This is a genomic window from Janthinobacterium sp. FT14W, from assembly GCF_009208755.1.
Lineage (GTDB): Bacteria > Pseudomonadota > Gammaproteobacteria > Burkholderiales > Burkholderiaceae_D > Janthinobacterium > Janthinobacterium violaceinigrum.
On the sequence record NZ_WFLL01000022.1, the window covers coordinates 38,672 to 52,879 of the forward strand.

Below are 14,208 nucleotides of genomic sequence, written 5' to 3' on the forward strand. Positions count from 1 at the left end.
CCGGGCAGATAGCTTCGGGCGGATAGCCCGCCGCGCCAGGCGCTGCAGGAATGTAGCACGCGACCATGCCTGTTGACCATCCTTGCCCCCGGACTGCCCCGGAATTGCCCCTCAATTATCCCCGTCAATTGCCGGGGAGCGTCATGCCCGCGCCGCCGCTGCCCATGCCGACGCCCGCGCCGCCCATGCCCCCCTTGCCGCCCTTGCGCCCGCCATGCTCGCCACCTGGCGCGCCGCGCGACTCGCTGCGGGGCACGGCGGCGTCCATCACGCGCGCCATCTGGCCGGCGATGAACTGGGCCACCATCTGGCGCTGGTGCTCATCCAGGGCATCGTTGACGCTCAGCCACCACTCGCGCAGCTGCTTTTCTTCGGCCAGGCTCACGGTGCTTTCATTGTCCATGCCGGCGAGCAGGTCGCGCAGCTCCAGCCGGGGCGCCTGCAAGCCCTGCGTCACCGCCGCCTGCAGGCGTTCGCGGCGCGCCTTGCGTTCTCGCAAGAGTTGACGCGATTTTCCTTCCACCTGCTGCCACAAGGTGGTTTGATTCGCATTGAGTTTCAATTCCGTCCTGAAATCGGGCGCCATCGGCAGCAAGTCTTCCAGGCGCATGTCGGCAAGCGGCACGGCCGTGGCGGTCAAGGCGGTGGTGCCCAGCAGCAAGGCCAGGCCCAGACGGCGCACGGCGGGGAGTAAGTTCAACGAGGTCATGGGGGCTCCGGATAAAAAAAAGCCTGCGTCCGCAGACGCAGGCAAAACCACTTCGGGTCGAGAATGCGCATCCACTATAGGGCCGCCGCACACGCTTTTTTTCGACTCTTACAAATGCTTACTCCCCTCAAGAGCAACTATACATCGCATACAAAGCCGCAACATATGGCAAGCTGGCCGCCCCGTTTTCGCGCGTAGACTGGGCCCAGGTACGCTTTTTCCACGGCCGGCCCACACCGGCAGAGATTCAGGTCTATACTTTCAGAAAAGCGCCGCTCCACGGGGACTGGCGCTTGTGCAAGACACGCTAGCTGCAAAGGTGCAATGATGGGCAAACTCAAAAATACCGGCTTGATCGGCCTGGGCGTGGTGGCCGGCGTCGCCGTGTCGCTGCAATTTTCCGCCATGGCGCAAAAATCCGTCGAGCCGCCCCTGCCGCTGGAAGAACTGCGCCAGCTGGCCGATGTGTTTGGCCTGATCAAGTCCGATTACGTCGAACCGGTGGAAGACAAGAAACTGCTGGAAGAAGCCATTTCCGGCATGGTCGCCTCGCTCGACCCCCATTCCGCCTACCTGGACAAGAAAGCCTACGCCGAGCTGCGCGAAGGCTCGGAAGGCAAGTTTGTCGGCCTGGGCATCGAAATCGGCCTGAGCGAAGACGGCTACATCAAGATCGTCTCGCCCATCGAGGATTCGCCCGCCTACCGCGCCGGCATCAAGGCCGGCGATCTGATCACCCGCCTGGACGGCCAACCCGTGAAAGGCGTCAGCCTGGACGACAGCGTCAAGCGCATGCGCGGCGAACCGGGCACCAAGGTGTCGCTGACCATTGCCCGCAAGGATGAACCGCAGCCGCTGGCCTTCACCATCACGCGCGAGGAAATCCACCAGAAAAGCGTGAAGGCGAAGATGGTCGAGCCGGGCTACGCCTGGCTGCGCGTGTCGCAATTCCAGGAACCGACCGTCGACGACATGGCCGCGCAGATCACGGCCCTGTACCAGCAAGACCCGAACATCAAGGGCATGGTGCTGGACCTGCGCAACGATCCGGGCGGCGTGCTGCAGGGCGCCATCGGCGTCTCGGCCGCCTTCCTGCCGAAGGATTCGGCCATCGTCTCGACCAACGGCCAGCTGCCGGACTCGAAACAGGTGTTCTACGGCCGCGCCGAGTACTATACGTTCCGCTCGGAAGGCGACGCGCTGGCGAAATTGCCGGCCGCTATCAAGAAAGTGCCGCTGGTGGTGCTCGTCAACACGGGTTCGGCCTCGGCCTCGGAAATCGTCGCCGGCGCCCTGCAGGATTACAAGCGCGCCACCATCATCGGCACGCAAACCTTCGGCAAGGGTTCCGTGCAAACCATCCGCCAGCTGACGGCCGACACGGCCGTCAAGCTGACGACGGCCCGCTACTACACGCCGAATGGCCGCTCGATCCAGGCCAAGGGCATCGTGCCGGACCTGCTGGTCGATGAAAATGCGGACGGCGACGGCTTGAACGGCTTGCGCATCCGCGAAGCGGACCTCTCCAAGCACCTGAGCAACGACCGCGACAAGGAAAGCGCCAAGGCCGCCCCCGTCAACGACGAGATGGAAGAACAATTGCGCATCATTGCGCTGGAAAAGACCCGCAAGCCGCTGGAATTCGGCAGCCAGGACGATTTCCAGCTGCACCAGGCGCTGAACCACCTGAAGGGTCTGCCCGTGCAGCTGGCCAAGGCCGAACCGGTGGTCGTGCAGGCCGACGTCAAGAAAGAACAGAAGAAGTAAGCAGCAGCGCCAGCAGAATCGCGGGGGGCGTAATGCCCCCCGGCAACCGTCCACGCGACAAAAATCAATCTTCCGCCACACTTCCCCCTCCCCGCAACACGAAACTCTCTACAGTCGAGCCTGTTTGTGTAAAATTTGCTTCACTTATCGGCGCCGCGCCGATTGCCAAATTTGAAAGTTTAATCATGAAACAAGTCGTCATCAGCGGTACCGGACTGTACACGCCGCCATTTTCGATCTCCAACGAAGAGCTGGTCGCCTGCTTCAATGCCTACGCGGAAAAGTTCAATGCCGACAATGCCGACGCGATCGCCGCGGGCACCGTCACGGCGCTGGACCTGTCGAGCGTGGCCTTCATCGAAAAGGCCTCCGGCATCAAGTCGCGCTTCGTGATGGAAAAGGAAGGCATCCTCGACCCGGCGCGCATGGTCTCGCGCATCGCGGAACGGGGCGATGACGAACTGTCCTTGCAGGCGGAAATGGCCGTCGCTGCCGCGCATGACGCGCTGGCGCGCGCGGGCCGCACGCCGGCCGACATCGACATGGTGCTCGTAGCTTGCAGCAATATGCAGCGCGCCTACCCGGCCATGGCCGTGGAAGTGCAGGATGCGCTGGGCATCGACGGGTATGGCTTTGACATGAACGTGGCGTGTTCGTCCGCCACCTTCGGCATCCAGCAAGCCGTGGCCGCCGTGCAAAGCGGCCAGGCGCGCGCCGTGCTGGTCCTCAATCCCGAAATCACCAGCGGCCACCTGAACTGGCGCGACCGCGACAGCCATTTCATCTTTGGCGACGCCTGCACGGCCATCATCGTCGAAGCGAAAGACACGGCCGTCTCGCAGCACCAGTTCGAGATCATCGGCACGGAACTGAAAACGCGCTTCTCGAATGCCATCCGCAACAATTTCGGCTTCCTCAACCGTTTCGACGAGTCCGGCGTGGGCAAGGCCGACAAACTGTTCCGCCAACAAGGCCGCAAGGTCTTCAAGGAAGTGTGCCCGATGGCGGCCGAGATGATCAAGGCGACGCTGGCCAAGGCCGGCGTGGAAGTGGCGCAAGTGAGCCGCTACTGGCTGCACCAGGCCAACCTGAACATGAATCTGCTGATCGCGCGCCTGATCCTGGGCCGCGACGCGGAAGCGAACGAAGCGCCCGTGATCCTCGACACCTACGCCAACACCTCGTCGGCCGGTTCCATCATCGCCTTCCATAAGTATCAGGATGACATGGCGGCAGGCGCCATGGGCGTCATCTGCTCGTTCGGCGCCGGCTATTCCATCGGCTGCGTGGTCGTGCGCAAGCTGTGAGCCGGACGGGAACATCCTGCGGTAGAATCGCCTGATTCCTTGAATTAGGCGCAGTTCCAGGTGGTTAGGCATGCGTTCGCAGCCACCTGAACGAAGATATAGCACAGGTTTTTTGCAATAAAGCCGCAGGAAATTTTCCGGCAAGGGCTTTGATGCGTTTATACTTAGCCGCTGAGCAACATCTTTTCTCTCGCCATAAGGAACCCCACACGCATGCCCCATGACATCAGCCTGATCACCACCATTGCCGCCGCCCTCGGGTTCGGCCTCATCTTCGGCTTCATCGCCGCGCGCCTGAAACTGCCGGCATTGGTCGGCTATCTGGCCGCCGGCATCATCATCGGACCGGCCACGCCCGGTTTTGTGGCAGATGCGGAAATAGCCGGGCAATTGGCGGAAATCGGGGTGATGCTGATGATGTTCGGTGTCGGCCTGCACTTTTCCATCGAAGATCTATGGGACGTGCGCAAGATTGCGCTGCCCGGCGCCATCCTGCAGATCGCCGTCGCCACGGCGATGGGCATGGGCCTGGCCCACTGGTGGGGCTGGACCCTCGGTGGCGGACTGATCTTTGGCCTGGCCCTGTCCGTCGCCAGTACCGTGGTGCTGCTGCGCGCGCTGGAAGAACGGGGCATCCTCGATTCCCTGAATGGCCGCATCGCCGTCGGCTGGCTGGTGGTGGAAGACCTCGTCACCGTGCTGGTCCTGGTGCTGCTGCCCGCGTTTGCCGGCGCGCTGGGCGGCAAGGTCGCCCCTGGCGCCGAAGCCGTCAGCCTGTGGCAAACCCTGGCCGTGACCCTGGGGCAAGTGGCCGGTTTCATCGTCTTCATGCTGGTCGTGGGCCGCAAGCTGTTCCCGTGGATCCTGTGGCAAGTGGCGCGCACCGGTTCGCGCGAACTGTTTACCCTGTGCGTGATCGCCGCCGCCGTCGGCATCGCCTACGCTTCCACCAAGCTGTTCGGCGTGTCGTTTGCCCTGGGCGCCTTCTTTGCCGGCATGGTGCTGCGCGAATCCGAACTCAGCCACCGCGCCGCGGAAGAGTCGCTGCCCCTGCGCGACGCGTTTGCCGTGCTGTTCTTTGTTTCCGTCGGCATGCTGTTCGAGCCGAACATCCTCATCGACAAGCCCCTGCAAGTGCTGGCCGTGTGCGCCATCATTATCTTCGGCAAGTCGATCGCCGCCTTCCTGCTGGTGATGGCCCTACGCTATCCGCCGAAAACGGCCATCATCGTCTCGGCCAGCCTGGCGCAGATCGGCGAATTCTCGTTCATTCTGGCCGCCCTGGGCCTGTCGCTGGGCCTGATGCCGCAGGAAGGGCAAAGCCTGATCCTGGCCGGCGCCATCCTGTCCATCGCCCTCAACCCCGTCGTGTTCAGCATGGCCAAGCCGCTGCTGCGCGTGATGAGCAACAGCGATTTTGCCCGCAAGTTCGAACGCACGACCGACCCGCTGGCCGAGCTGCCGATGACGGTGCCGCAGGAAAAGCTGTCGGGCCAGATCGTGCTGGTCGGCTACGGCCGGGTGGGCCGTCGCATCGCCGCCGCCCTGATGGAACGGGGCATCCACTTCGTCGTGGCCGAGGAAAACCGCGAAATCGTCGACCAGCTGCGCAAGCAGGGCATTCCGGCCGTGGCCGGCAATGCGGGCGAACCGGCCGTGCTGATCCAGGCGCACATCACGCACGCCACCATGCTCGTCATCGCCACGCCGGACACCTTCCACGTGCGCGCCATGATCGAGACGGCGCGCGCGCTCAACCCCGCCATCATGACGGTGGTGCGCACGCACAGCGAGGAAGAGGCGGAATTGCTGCGCGCGGAAAACGCGGGCAAGGTGTTTATCGGCGAGCACGAACTGGCGAATGGCATGGCCGAGCACGTACTGCAGAGCTTTGATGCGGCGAAGAAGGGGCATGGCCATTAAGGTTCCTTGATGCCGAACCGCTAGCCCATGCAAATGCCGGGGTCGGTCCCTGCGGGATCGGGATGTGCCCCACTGGGGCGCATCCCCCCGTCGGGTCTGACCCCAGCCCTCAATTTACAAACTGGCGGCCAGCTCCGCCCCTTCCCGTATCGCCCGCTTGGCATCGAGTTCCGCCGCCAGCGCGGCGCCGCCGATCTTGTGGAAACGGGGGCCGCCCGCCTGCAGGGGCTTGCCATCCTTGTCCACGGGCGGCATGAGTTCCGTCAAACTGTCCTGGCCCGCGCAGATGACCACGTTGTCCACGGCCAGCAGGCGCTGCTCGCCGCCCACCGTGATGTGCAAGCCCTGCCCGTCGATCTTGTCGTAGGTCACGCCGGCCAGCATGGCCACGCCATTTCTCGCCAGCGCCGCCCGGTGCACCCAGCCCGACGTCTTGCCCAGGCCCGCGCCCACCTTCGACGTCTTGCGCTGCAACAGGAAAATCTGCCGCACGGGATCCGGCGCCACGGGCGGCACCAGGCCGCCGCCGGTGGCCGCATCCAGGTCCACGCCCCACTCGCCCGCCCACGTGGCCACGGGTTGCGGCAGCGGGTGCGCCGGGTCGTGCAGCAAATACTCGCCCACGTCGAAGCCGATGCCGCCCGCGCCGATGATGGCCACGCGCGCGCCCACGGGCTTCTTCTCCTGCAGCACGTCCAGATACGACAGCACCTTCGGGTGGTCGATGCCGGGAATGGCCGGCAGGCGCACCTTGATGCCCGTGGCGACGATCACGTCGTCGTAGCCGCCGGCCAGCAATTGCTCGCGCGTGACGCGCTGGCCCAGGCGCAGCTTGATATTCGACAAGGCGATGCGGCGGGCAAAATAGCGGATGGTTTCCGTGAATTCTTCCTTGCCCGGTATCTGCATGGCCACCTTGAACTGGCCGCCCACGCTGTCGCTGCTGTCGAACAGGGTCACCTCGTGCCCGCATTCGGCGGCCACGGTGGCGGCGGACAGGCCGGCGGGGCCGGCGCCGACGACGGCCACCCGGCGCGGCACGGCCTTGGTCGCGTACACGAGTTCCGTTTCATGGCAGGCGCGCGGGTTGACCAGGCAGCTGGCGCGCTTGTTGGCGAACGTGTGGTCCAGGCACGCCTGGTTGCAGCCGATGCAGGTATTGATCTCGTCGGCGCGGCCCGCTGCCGCCTTGGCGACAAAGAACGGGTCGGCCAGGAACGGGCGCGCCATCGACACCAGGTCGCAGTCGCCCCGCTCCAGGATGGCATTGGCTTCGTGCGGCATGTTGATGCGGTTCGACGCCACCACGGGAATACTCACTTCGCGGCGCAGCCGGCCCGCCACGCTGGCAAAGGCGGCGCGCGGCACCGAGGTGACGATGGTGGGCACGCGCGCCTCATGCCAGCCGAAGCCCGTGTTGAGAATCGTCACGCCCGCCTGCTCCAGGGCCTTGGCCACCGCCACCACGTCGTCCCAGGTATTGCCGCCCTCGACCAGATCGAGCAGCGAATGGCGGTACATGATGATGAAGTCGGGGCCGACGGCGGCGCGGATGCGGCGCACGATCTCCACGGGCAGGCGCATGCGGTTCTCGATGCTGCCGCCCCAGCGGTCCTGGCGCAGGTTGGTGCGCGCGCACAGGAACTGGTTCAGCAGATAGCCTTCGCTGCCCATCACTTCGATGCCGTCGTAGCCGGCCTTGTGCGCCAGGCGCGCGCAGCGCACGTAGTCGCAGATCGTGCGCTCGATGCCCCGTTCGCTCAAGGGACGGGGGCGGAACGGGGAGATCGGCGATTTCTTGGCCGACGCCGAGACGACGAAGGGCTGATAGCCATAGCGGCCCGCATGCAGGATCTGCATGACGATCTTGCCGCCCTCCTCGTGCACGGCACGCGTCACCTTGCGGTGGTTCGGCACGTCGCCGAGGAAATTGAGGGTGCCGCCGAACGGCAGCAGCCAGCCCTGGCGGTTCGGCGAAATGCCGCCCGTGACGATCAGCCCCACGCCGCCCCGCGCCCGCTCGCGGTAAAACGCGGCCAGCTTGCCATAATGATAAAAACGGTCTTCCAGGCCCGTGTGCATGGACCCCATGATGACTCTGTTGCGCAAGGTGGTGAAGCCCAGGTCGAGCGGGGCCAGCAGGTGGGGATAGGCAGTCATGGTCGGTCCGATAGAAGATGGTATGCAGGCCGTACGGTAACAAGCATTGCGGGCCGCCGCAGCGTATTTCTCTAGACCGGGAGTTCTAAATCGCCCGCCGCACGGGCCGGCGATGCGTACAGCTTGTGCCGCGCGGTACTTTCCCGTAGGCTAGGTGGCATGACGCGACTCTTCCTCTGCCTGCTGATGCTGTGCGCCCTCCCCGCTACCGTGCTGGCGCAGGCGCAGGCACTGCGGCTGGACAAGCTCAAGGTCGACGTCAAGCGCATCGAGGTCGACGGGCAGCGCATGTATGAAGTCGATGCCAGCGGCAGCGTGCAGGCGCCGCCGGCCTCCGTCTGGAAGACCCTGACCACCTACGAGCGCATGAATGAATTCGTGCCGGACTTGAGCTCCTGCCGCGTGCTGTCGCGCAACGGCAATGAAGTCATCATCGAGCAGCAGGGCATGGCGCGCTTCCTGTTCATGAACCACCCCATCCACCTGGTGGTGCGGGCCACGGAAACGCCGTTCACGGCCATCGACATCGCCCTGATCTCCGGCGACATGCGGCACTACGAATCGCGCTGGAATCTGTATCCGATCCCCGAGACGGGCGGCACGCGCATCGTCTTTTCCAGCCGGCTGATGCCGGGCTTCTATGTGCCCGGCATGCTGGGCACGACCATGATACGCGGCGATATCGAGCGCATGATGGCCGCCGTGCTCACCCGCATCGACAGCCAGCACGCGGAAAAATCCGGCTGAACTACGCCAGGTAGGTATCGCGGTCGCGGATTTCCGCGAAGTTTTCCAGGCTGCCCAGCTTCACGGTGACGGGGTTCAGGCTGGCCTGCGGCTGCATCGAGCGCCAGGCGAACAGCCATTCCTGCTCCGGCGCTTCGGCGCGCGTCTTGGTGAAGGCGGCGCCCAGGGCGGCGCGCTGGCCATATTCGACCAGGCCATCGATGCCGGCCCAGCTGGGCAAGGTGCGCTGCACGGCGCGGTGCAGGCGTTCGCCGAATTCTTCCGTATTGTGGATGATCAGACAGGCGTCGGCCGGGGCGAACAGGTCGAACAGTTGCTTGTCCCATACTTGCGAAAAGCTCAGGGTCAGACAATTGCCCGCTGGTACCAGGCGGAACTGGCCCAGGCTCAGCGCCAGCTCGAGTTCGCTGCGCTGGCCGTAGCGGTGCAGGGTGGGGGGACGTTTGTAATCGTGCATGCTGGACTCGTTCTTCAATAGTAGGGTAAGCCGGCGCGCGCCGCCTAGCGGGGCGGGCGGATATGGCGCCGGATGCGCTGGGCCGTCGCGGCCAGGTAAATTTCGCGCAATAAATAAATAAAACAGCCGATCAGGCAAACCACGGCCAGCACAAAGAAGGCCGCGATGTATTTATCCAGGGTCAGGTTCAGGATGTCGCCCAAAAACAGCATGGCGATGATGACGCAGACAAAGAAGCCGCAGGCCGTGCTGAGCGAAATCGAATAATTGATCAGATGGGTGCGCCGATACAGGGTATCTAGCTCATCCATATAGAAATCGTTGTAGCCGATGTCGAGCCGGTCTTCCAGCACGCGCGTGCGGTCGATGATGCGGCCCAGGCGGTTCGTCAGCACCACCAGCATGGTGCCGATACCGGTCAACAGGAAAACCGGCGCAATCGCCAGCTGGATGATATGGCCGATGTCGCCGATCTGTATGTTCATGGATAAAAAGTCGTGGGTTCACACCGGCGCCCGACCTTGGCGCCAGCACAGGCCATAGTGTAGCAGGTGGCGCACGCCGGCTGGCCCCTTTGCCAACCGGCGTGTTGCAAGATCATGCGAAGCCGCGCCCCGGCACGAAGCGCTCGGTGGCACGCACCAGCGCCGAAGCGATGCCGTGCTCGAGCGCGCCATGGCCCGCGTCCGGGATCATGTCCAGCTGCGCGCCGGGCCAGGCTTGCTGCAGGCGATAGGCCGACAGCGGCGGGCAGATGGCGTCGTAACGTCCCTGCACGATGACGGCCGGCAAATGCGCGATGCGCGCCATGTTGCGTATCAGCTGGTCTTCCTCGAAAAAACCCAGGTTGGCCATGTAATGCGATTCGAGCCGGCCCACGCCCAGGTCCAGCGCATCGTTCGGCGCATCTTCCGGTTGCGGCATCAGGTAGACGCGGCGCCCCTCGAAGCGGCTCCAGGCGCGCGCGGCCGGCCAGTACACGGCGGGATCGCTGCTGAGGATGCGTTTCACGTAGGCCGCCAGCAAGTCGCCCCGCTCCTCTGCCGGGATGGGCGCGGCGAATTCCTCATACAGTTCCGGATAGAACCAGCGCACGCCATCGATGAACCAGTCGATTTCCGCCTGCGTGCACAGGAAAATGCCGCGCAGCACGAAGCCGAGACAGGCTTCGGGATGCGCCTGGCCATACGCGAGCGCCAGGGTCGAGCCCCAGGAACCGCCGAACACCAGCCATTGGGTGATGCCGAACTGGGCGCGCAAGCGTTCGATGTCCTCAATCAGCAGCTGCGTCGTGTTGTTGCGCCATTCGCCCAGCGGCGTGGACTTGCCCGCGCCGCGCTGGTCGAACAGGATCACGCGGTAGCGCTGCGGGTCGAAGAAGCGGCGGTGCTGCGGCGACAGGCCCGCGCCGGGGCCGCCATGCAGGAACAGCACGGGAATGCCGTCGGGATTGCCGCACTCTTCCCAGTAAATGGTGTGGATGTCATCGACCGCCAGCATGCCGTGCCGGTTCGGCGACAGGGCGGGAAACAGGGGAGTCAGGGAATCGGGCATGGCGGTCCTCTAGATACGGTCAGGGCGCCAGGCACTGCGTGCCTGGCAACTGTTCCAATTATAGTGCGCCCCCGCCGGCTCAGGCCAGCAGCAAGGGCAGGCGGTTCGACGACTTGATTTCGCGCATCGACAGGCTGGACTGGATTTCCGCCACGCCGGGCAGGCGGCGCAGCACGGTCGAGACAAATTCGCCATACGCTTCCAGGTCGCGCGCCACCACTTGCAGGAAGTAATCGGCTTCGCCCGCCACATTGTGGCACGACAAAATTTCTGGGATCGTCGCGATGGCTTGCTCGAACTGCGAAGGCTGCTCGCCGCCATGGTTGGCAAACACGACCCGCACGAACGCCACCAGGCCGATGCCCAGCTTCTTGCGATTGAGCAAAGCCTGGTAGCCGGTAATAAACCCCTCCTCTTCCAGGCGGCGCAAGCGGCGCCACACGGGGGTTTCGCTGAGCTTCAAGCGCTCGGCCAGACGCGCATTCGACAGCCTTCCTTCATCCTGCAACAGCCTGAGTATCTGCAAATCGGTGGCGTCGAGGCTAACTTCTGAAATTTTCATCTAATTTTTGTTTTTATGGGAGTGGAATCTACCCGAATACTAGGGCATGCAGGGCAGGAAAAGCAAGCACATTTCATCACGGCAGGAACATAATGGGGCCCGGCGAGCAGGCTGCACCGTGCGCATGCTCCCGCTTTTCTTGTCGACTGGCCCATGTCCGATTCTACCTTCCTGATGTACCTGCTGGCACTGGCTGGCGCCTTTTTATTACCTGGCCCCGACATGGCGCTGGTGCTGGCCACGGGCGCCGCGCGCGGCGTGGCCACGGCACTGGTGACGGCAGTGGGCATCGCCGGCGCGCGCGCCGTGCACGTGGCGCTGTCGGGCGCGGGCCTGGCGGCGCTGATGGTGACGCATCCGCAAGCCTTGCAGTGGGTCAAATGGGCGGGCGCCGCCTACCTGTTGTACCTGGCGCTGCGCCTGCTGCAGTCGGCCCTGTCGAAAAGCGCGGCGGCCGAAGCGCAGACGCCCGCCACGGCGCACAGCGCCCGCGCCAGCCTGGTGCGCGGCTTCCTGACGAATCTGCTCAATCCAAAGGCACTGCTGTTTTGCAGCATGTTTTTACCGCAGTTCGTCACCGGCAGCGACAGTGTCGGCATGCAATACCTGCGCCTGGGTGCCACCCTGGTGCTGGTGGGTCTGCTGTTCGACGCCGTGTACGCCATGCTGGCCGCGCGCCTGGCACGCCGCCTGCGGGGCAAACCTTCGCCTTACGGCAAGTTCGTGCTGCCCTCCGTCTTCGTGCTGCTGGCCGGACGGCTGGTGCTGGGCTGAACTGCCATACCGCCGGCAAAGAAAGCGGGATAATCGCTCAGCAAGCGGGCCTCCAGATCGTTGACCTTGCGAAATTGCCGCAGCGTGGGCGCCATGGCCCGGCCCGCATCCCAGCTGCGCCACGCATTTGGCGCATCGAACTGCGCCAGCAAGGCGTCGCCCAGATCCTGGTACACGGCCGCCATGTGGGGCCTGGCTTGCAGCACTTGCAGATACAGGGCCGTCGCTGCCGGCCACTGCCCCAGCTTGGCGCGCAGATTTCCTTCGAACAAGGCCAATACAGGCTGCTCCAGCCCCGTCTGCGTCCTTAATTCCTGCACGGTGGCCAGCGCGGCCGCGATGCCTTCCTGGTCCTTGGCCTGCAGCCCCCGCGTCAAGTCGTGGATGGGCTGGCATTGCTGCATGGCCAGCTGCTGCCGGGGCGTCAGTTTCTCCACCAGCGCGCCCGTGGAAAAATGGTCTTCCAGCATGCTCAGGAAAGCGTCAAATGGTTGCTCTGCCGCAAAGAGCTTTTCCGCCTCGGCCCGCAGCGCCGGAGGCGCCTGGGGCCCCAGCGGCGGCAGCGTCGCCGCCTGCGCCAGCACGCGCTCGAGCGGGGGCGCATCGGCCGCCAGCGGGCGGGGCCGGTAGGCGGCCAGCGTGTAAGCGGCGGGCGCCTCCGCCGTCATGGCGCCGATGCGGAAATGGCGCGCGACCGTGCCGCCCACCTCCTGGTAATGCAAGGTGAACTGGGCGGGAATGCGCTTGCCACCGGCCAGCATCTTCAGCACCAGCGGGTGGCCGCCCCAGGTGTAGCGCAGATACTGGGCAAACGCCGTGGCGTCGTCGCCGCTGACGGGGCTGCCGGCTATCCCCAGGCGCAGCAGGGGCTGCCCGTCGAGCGACCACAGCACGGCGCCGTCGAGCACCTGCGGCAGCAGCGGGCCACGCCGCTTGCCGGCCAGTAGCGACAAGGCCTGTTCCTCGTACACGAGCAAGGCCGCATGCTGTTCCAGCTTGCCGGCCGTCAGGATGCCGGCCATGCCCTGCCGGTGGCGCAGTTCGACGGCGCGAAAGCCCACGGCATCGAACAGCGAGTAACTGTCATAGGTTCCCGCCGCCGTATCGATTGCGTAGCGGCGGCGCGTGGCAAAGTCGAGCACGGACAGGCGCCGGCCATCGCGCACGCTCAGGTAATGCGGGCCCAGCACGACATCGCTGTCCTGCGTATCGCGCGCGGGCAGGCTGGTTTTCACGCCGGGCTTGTTGACGCGCTCGCTAATCACCGTGACGTGGAACGCGACGCTGGCCTGGACGGCGGACGTGCCCAGGAGAAGGAAGGCCAGCACGCTGGCGCGGCGCAAGGCGGGAAGAAGAGTCATGGAGATGATGCAATGGAGAAATGCTGATTCTAAGGCAAAGCACGCGCTGGTCCCGTTTTGCTCGCCAGCATAAAAAAAGACAGCCGCAGCTGTCTTTTTTGTTTGTCCGCACCAACGATTACGACATGTGCTGGCCGCCGTTGATCGAGATATTCGCGCCCGTGACGAACGCTGCCTCATCGGAGGCCAGGTAGGCCACCAGACCGGCCACTTCTTCCGGCTTGCCCAGGCGCGCCATCGGAATTTGCGGGATGATTTTGCTGTCGAGCACTTCCTGCGGAATCGCCATGACCATCTTGGTGCCGATGTAGCCGGGCGAGATGGTGTTGACGGTGACGTTCTTGCGCGCCACTTCCAGCGCCAGCGACTTGGTGAAACCATGCATGCCGGCTTTCGCGGCCGAATAGTTGGTCTGGCCGAAAGCGCCCTTCTGGCCATTCACGGACGAGATATTGATGATGCGGCCCCAGCCGCGTTCCACCATGCCGTCGCAGACAGGCTTGGTCATGTTGAACACGGAATCGAGGTTGGTGCCCATCACGGCGTCCCAGTTCGGCTTGTCCATCTTCTTGAACGTCATGTCGCGCGTGATGCCGGCGTTATTCACCAGCACGTCGACAGGACCGATTTCCGCTTCCACGGCCGCCACGCAGGCAGCCGCCGAATCGTAGTCGGCCACGTCGCATGGATATGCCTTGAAGTCGTAGCCCATGTCCTTGGTCGTCGCCAGCCATTCCGCGACCTTCGGATTGCCCGGGGAATAGGTGGTCACCACGCGATAACCGAGCGCCGCCAGCTTGAAACACACCGCTTCGCCCAGACCACCCATGCCACCAGTTACCAATGCAACTCTTGCCATTTTCATCCCCTCAGTGTCGTTCTGTTGC

13 protein-coding genes are annotated in these 14,208 nt (G+C 64.4%); 5 read left to right on the top strand and 8 right to left on the bottom strand.

From position 1 onward, the window contains the following. Positions 1-124: 124 nt before the first annotated feature. Complete coding sequence (locus tag GCN74_RS15910) at positions 125-709, bottom strand: hypothetical protein (protein ID WP_152257584.1); 585 nt, start codon at positions 707-709, stop codon at positions 125-127. A 324-nt stretch (positions 710-1,033) separates the two neighbouring features. Here GCN74_RS15910 and GCN74_RS15915 point away from each other — a divergent pair, with 324 nt between their 5' ends. The 3 genes from GCN74_RS15915 to ybaL all read left to right on the top strand — a co-directional run bounded on the left by GCN74_RS15915 (position 1,034) and on the right by ybaL (position 5,706). After that, positions 1,034-2,476 (top strand): S41 family peptidase, encoded by a 1,443-nt coding sequence (locus GCN74_RS15915; protein WP_152257585.1) that lies wholly within the window; start codon positions 1,034-1,036, stop codon positions 2,474-2,476. A 185-nt stretch (positions 2,477-2,661) separates the two neighbouring features. Next, the gene (locus GCN74_RS15920; RefSeq protein ID WP_152257586.1) at positions 2,662-3,783 is read left to right on the top strand and encodes a beta-ketoacyl-ACP synthase III; all 1,122 of its coding nucleotides are present in this window, start codon (positions 2,662-2,664) and stop codon (positions 3,781-3,783) included. Between the two features lie 213 nt (positions 3,784-3,996). After that, the gene (gene ybaL, locus GCN74_RS15925; protein WP_152257587.1) at positions 3,997-5,706 is read left to right on the top strand and encodes a YbaL family putative K(+) efflux transporter; all 1,710 of its coding nucleotides are present in this window, start codon (positions 3,997-3,999) and stop codon (positions 5,704-5,706) included. A gap of 114 nt (positions 5,707-5,820) precedes the next feature. Here the strand turns inward: ybaL and GCN74_RS15930 are convergent, their stop codons facing one another. Further along, on the bottom strand, positions 5,821-7,866 hold the full coding sequence (locus tag GCN74_RS15930) for an NADPH-dependent 2,4-dienoyl-CoA reductase (RefSeq protein WP_152257588.1): 2,046 nt from the start codon (positions 7,864-7,866) through the stop codon (positions 5,821-5,823). A 159-nt stretch (positions 7,867-8,025) separates the two neighbouring features. On the opposite strand from GCN74_RS15930, the gene GCN74_RS15935 reads away from it, so the two are divergent. Continuing rightward, positions 8,026-8,613 (top strand): SRPBCC family protein, encoded by a 588-nt coding sequence (locus GCN74_RS15935; RefSeq protein WP_226939073.1) that lies wholly within the window; start codon positions 8,026-8,028, stop codon positions 8,611-8,613. 1 nt (position 8,614) lies between these two features. Here the strand turns inward: GCN74_RS15935 and GCN74_RS15940 are convergent, their stop codons facing one another. The 4 genes from GCN74_RS15940 to GCN74_RS15955 all read right to left on the bottom strand — a co-directional run bounded on the left by GCN74_RS15940 (position 8,615) and on the right by GCN74_RS15955 (position 11,186). Then, entirely contained in the window at positions 8,615-9,070 is a 456-nt protein-coding gene (locus GCN74_RS15940; RefSeq protein ID WP_152257589.1) for a hypothetical protein, read from the bottom strand. Positions 9,071-9,114: 44 nt separating this feature from the next. Then, positions 9,115-9,555 carry a DUF2721 domain-containing protein gene (locus tag GCN74_RS15945; protein WP_152257590.1) on the bottom strand — a complete coding sequence of 147 codons (441 nt, stop codon included), beginning with the start codon at positions 9,553-9,555 and terminating at the stop codon, positions 9,115-9,117. A gap of 112 nt (positions 9,556-9,667) precedes the next feature. Beyond that, on the bottom strand, positions 9,668-10,624 hold the full coding sequence (gene pip, locus GCN74_RS15950; protein ID WP_152257591.1) for a prolyl aminopeptidase: 957 nt from the start codon (positions 10,622-10,624) through the stop codon (positions 9,668-9,670). Between the two features lie 79 nt (positions 10,625-10,703). After that, the gene (locus GCN74_RS15955) at positions 10,704-11,186 is read right to left on the bottom strand and encodes an Lrp/AsnC family transcriptional regulator (protein ID WP_034752896.1); all 483 of its coding nucleotides are present in this window, start codon (positions 11,184-11,186) and stop codon (positions 10,704-10,706) included. A gap of 153 nt (positions 11,187-11,339) precedes the next feature. Here GCN74_RS15955 and GCN74_RS15960 point away from each other — a divergent pair, with 153 nt between their 5' ends. Beyond that, a complete protein-coding gene (locus tag GCN74_RS15960; protein WP_226939074.1) occupies positions 11,340-11,960 on the top strand; it encodes a LysE family translocator in 621 nt (206 codons plus the stop codon). Here GCN74_RS15960 and GCN74_RS15965 read toward each other — a convergent pair. Next, the gene (locus GCN74_RS15965; RefSeq protein WP_152257592.1) at positions 11,897-13,321 is read right to left on the bottom strand and encodes a hypothetical protein; all 1,425 of its coding nucleotides are present in this window, start codon (positions 13,319-13,321) and stop codon (positions 11,897-11,899) included. The two genes, GCN74_RS15960 and GCN74_RS15965, sit on opposite strands and share 64 nt — an antisense overlap. Positions 13,322-13,439: 118 nt before the next feature. Continuing rightward, entirely contained in the window at positions 13,440-14,180 is a 741-nt protein-coding gene (gene phbB / locus GCN74_RS15970) for an acetoacetyl-CoA reductase (RefSeq protein ID WP_035823615.1), read from the bottom strand. Between the last annotated feature and the right edge of the window lie 28 nt (positions 14,181-14,208).

Excerpts from the sequence above, each read along its gene's own strand:
- GCN74_RS15920 (WP_152257586.1), top strand. The coding sequence starts at position 2,662 with ATGAAACAAGTCGTCATCAGCGGTACCGGACTGTACACGCCGCCATTT.
- GCN74_RS15945 (WP_152257590.1), bottom strand. The coding sequence starts at position 9,555 with ATGAACATACAGATCGGCGACATCGGCCATATCATCCAGCTGGCGATT.
- GCN74_RS15910 (WP_152257584.1), bottom strand. The coding sequence starts at position 709 with ATGACCTCGTTGAACTTACTCCCCGCCGTGCGCCGTCTGGGCCTGGCC.
- phbB (WP_035823615.1), bottom strand. The coding sequence starts at position 14,180 with ATGGCAAGAGTTGCATTGGTAACTGGTGGCATGGGTGGTCTGGGCGAA.
- GCN74_RS15915 (WP_152257585.1), top strand. The coding sequence starts at position 1,034 with ATGATGGGCAAACTCAAAAATACCGGCTTGATCGGCCTGGGCGTGGTG.
- GCN74_RS15960 (WP_226939074.1), top strand. The coding sequence starts at position 11,340 with ATGTCCGATTCTACCTTCCTGATGTACCTGCTGGCACTGGCTGGCGCC.
- GCN74_RS15955 (WP_034752896.1), bottom strand. The coding sequence starts at position 11,186 with ATGAAAATTTCAGAAGTTAGCCTCGACGCCACCGATTTGCAGATACTC.
- GCN74_RS15965 (WP_152257592.1), bottom strand. The coding sequence starts at position 13,321 with ATGACTCTTCTTCCCGCCTTGCGCCGCGCCAGCGTGCTGGCCTTCCTT.
- GCN74_RS15930 (WP_152257588.1), bottom strand. The coding sequence starts at position 7,866 with ATGACTGCCTATCCCCACCTGCTGGCCCCGCTCGACCTGGGCTTCACC.
- pip (WP_152257591.1), bottom strand. The coding sequence starts at position 10,624 with ATGCCCGATTCCCTGACTCCCCTGTTTCCCGCCCTGTCGCCGAACCGG.
- GCN74_RS15940 (WP_152257589.1), bottom strand. The coding sequence starts at position 9,070 with ATGCACGATTACAAACGTCCCCCCACCCTGCACCGCTACGGCCAGCGC.
- GCN74_RS15935 (WP_226939073.1), top strand. The coding sequence starts at position 8,026 with ATGACGCGACTCTTCCTCTGCCTGCTGATGCTGTGCGCCCTCCCCGCT.
- ybaL (WP_152257587.1), top strand. The coding sequence starts at position 3,997 with ATGCCCCATGACATCAGCCTGATCACCACCATTGCCGCCGCCCTCGGG.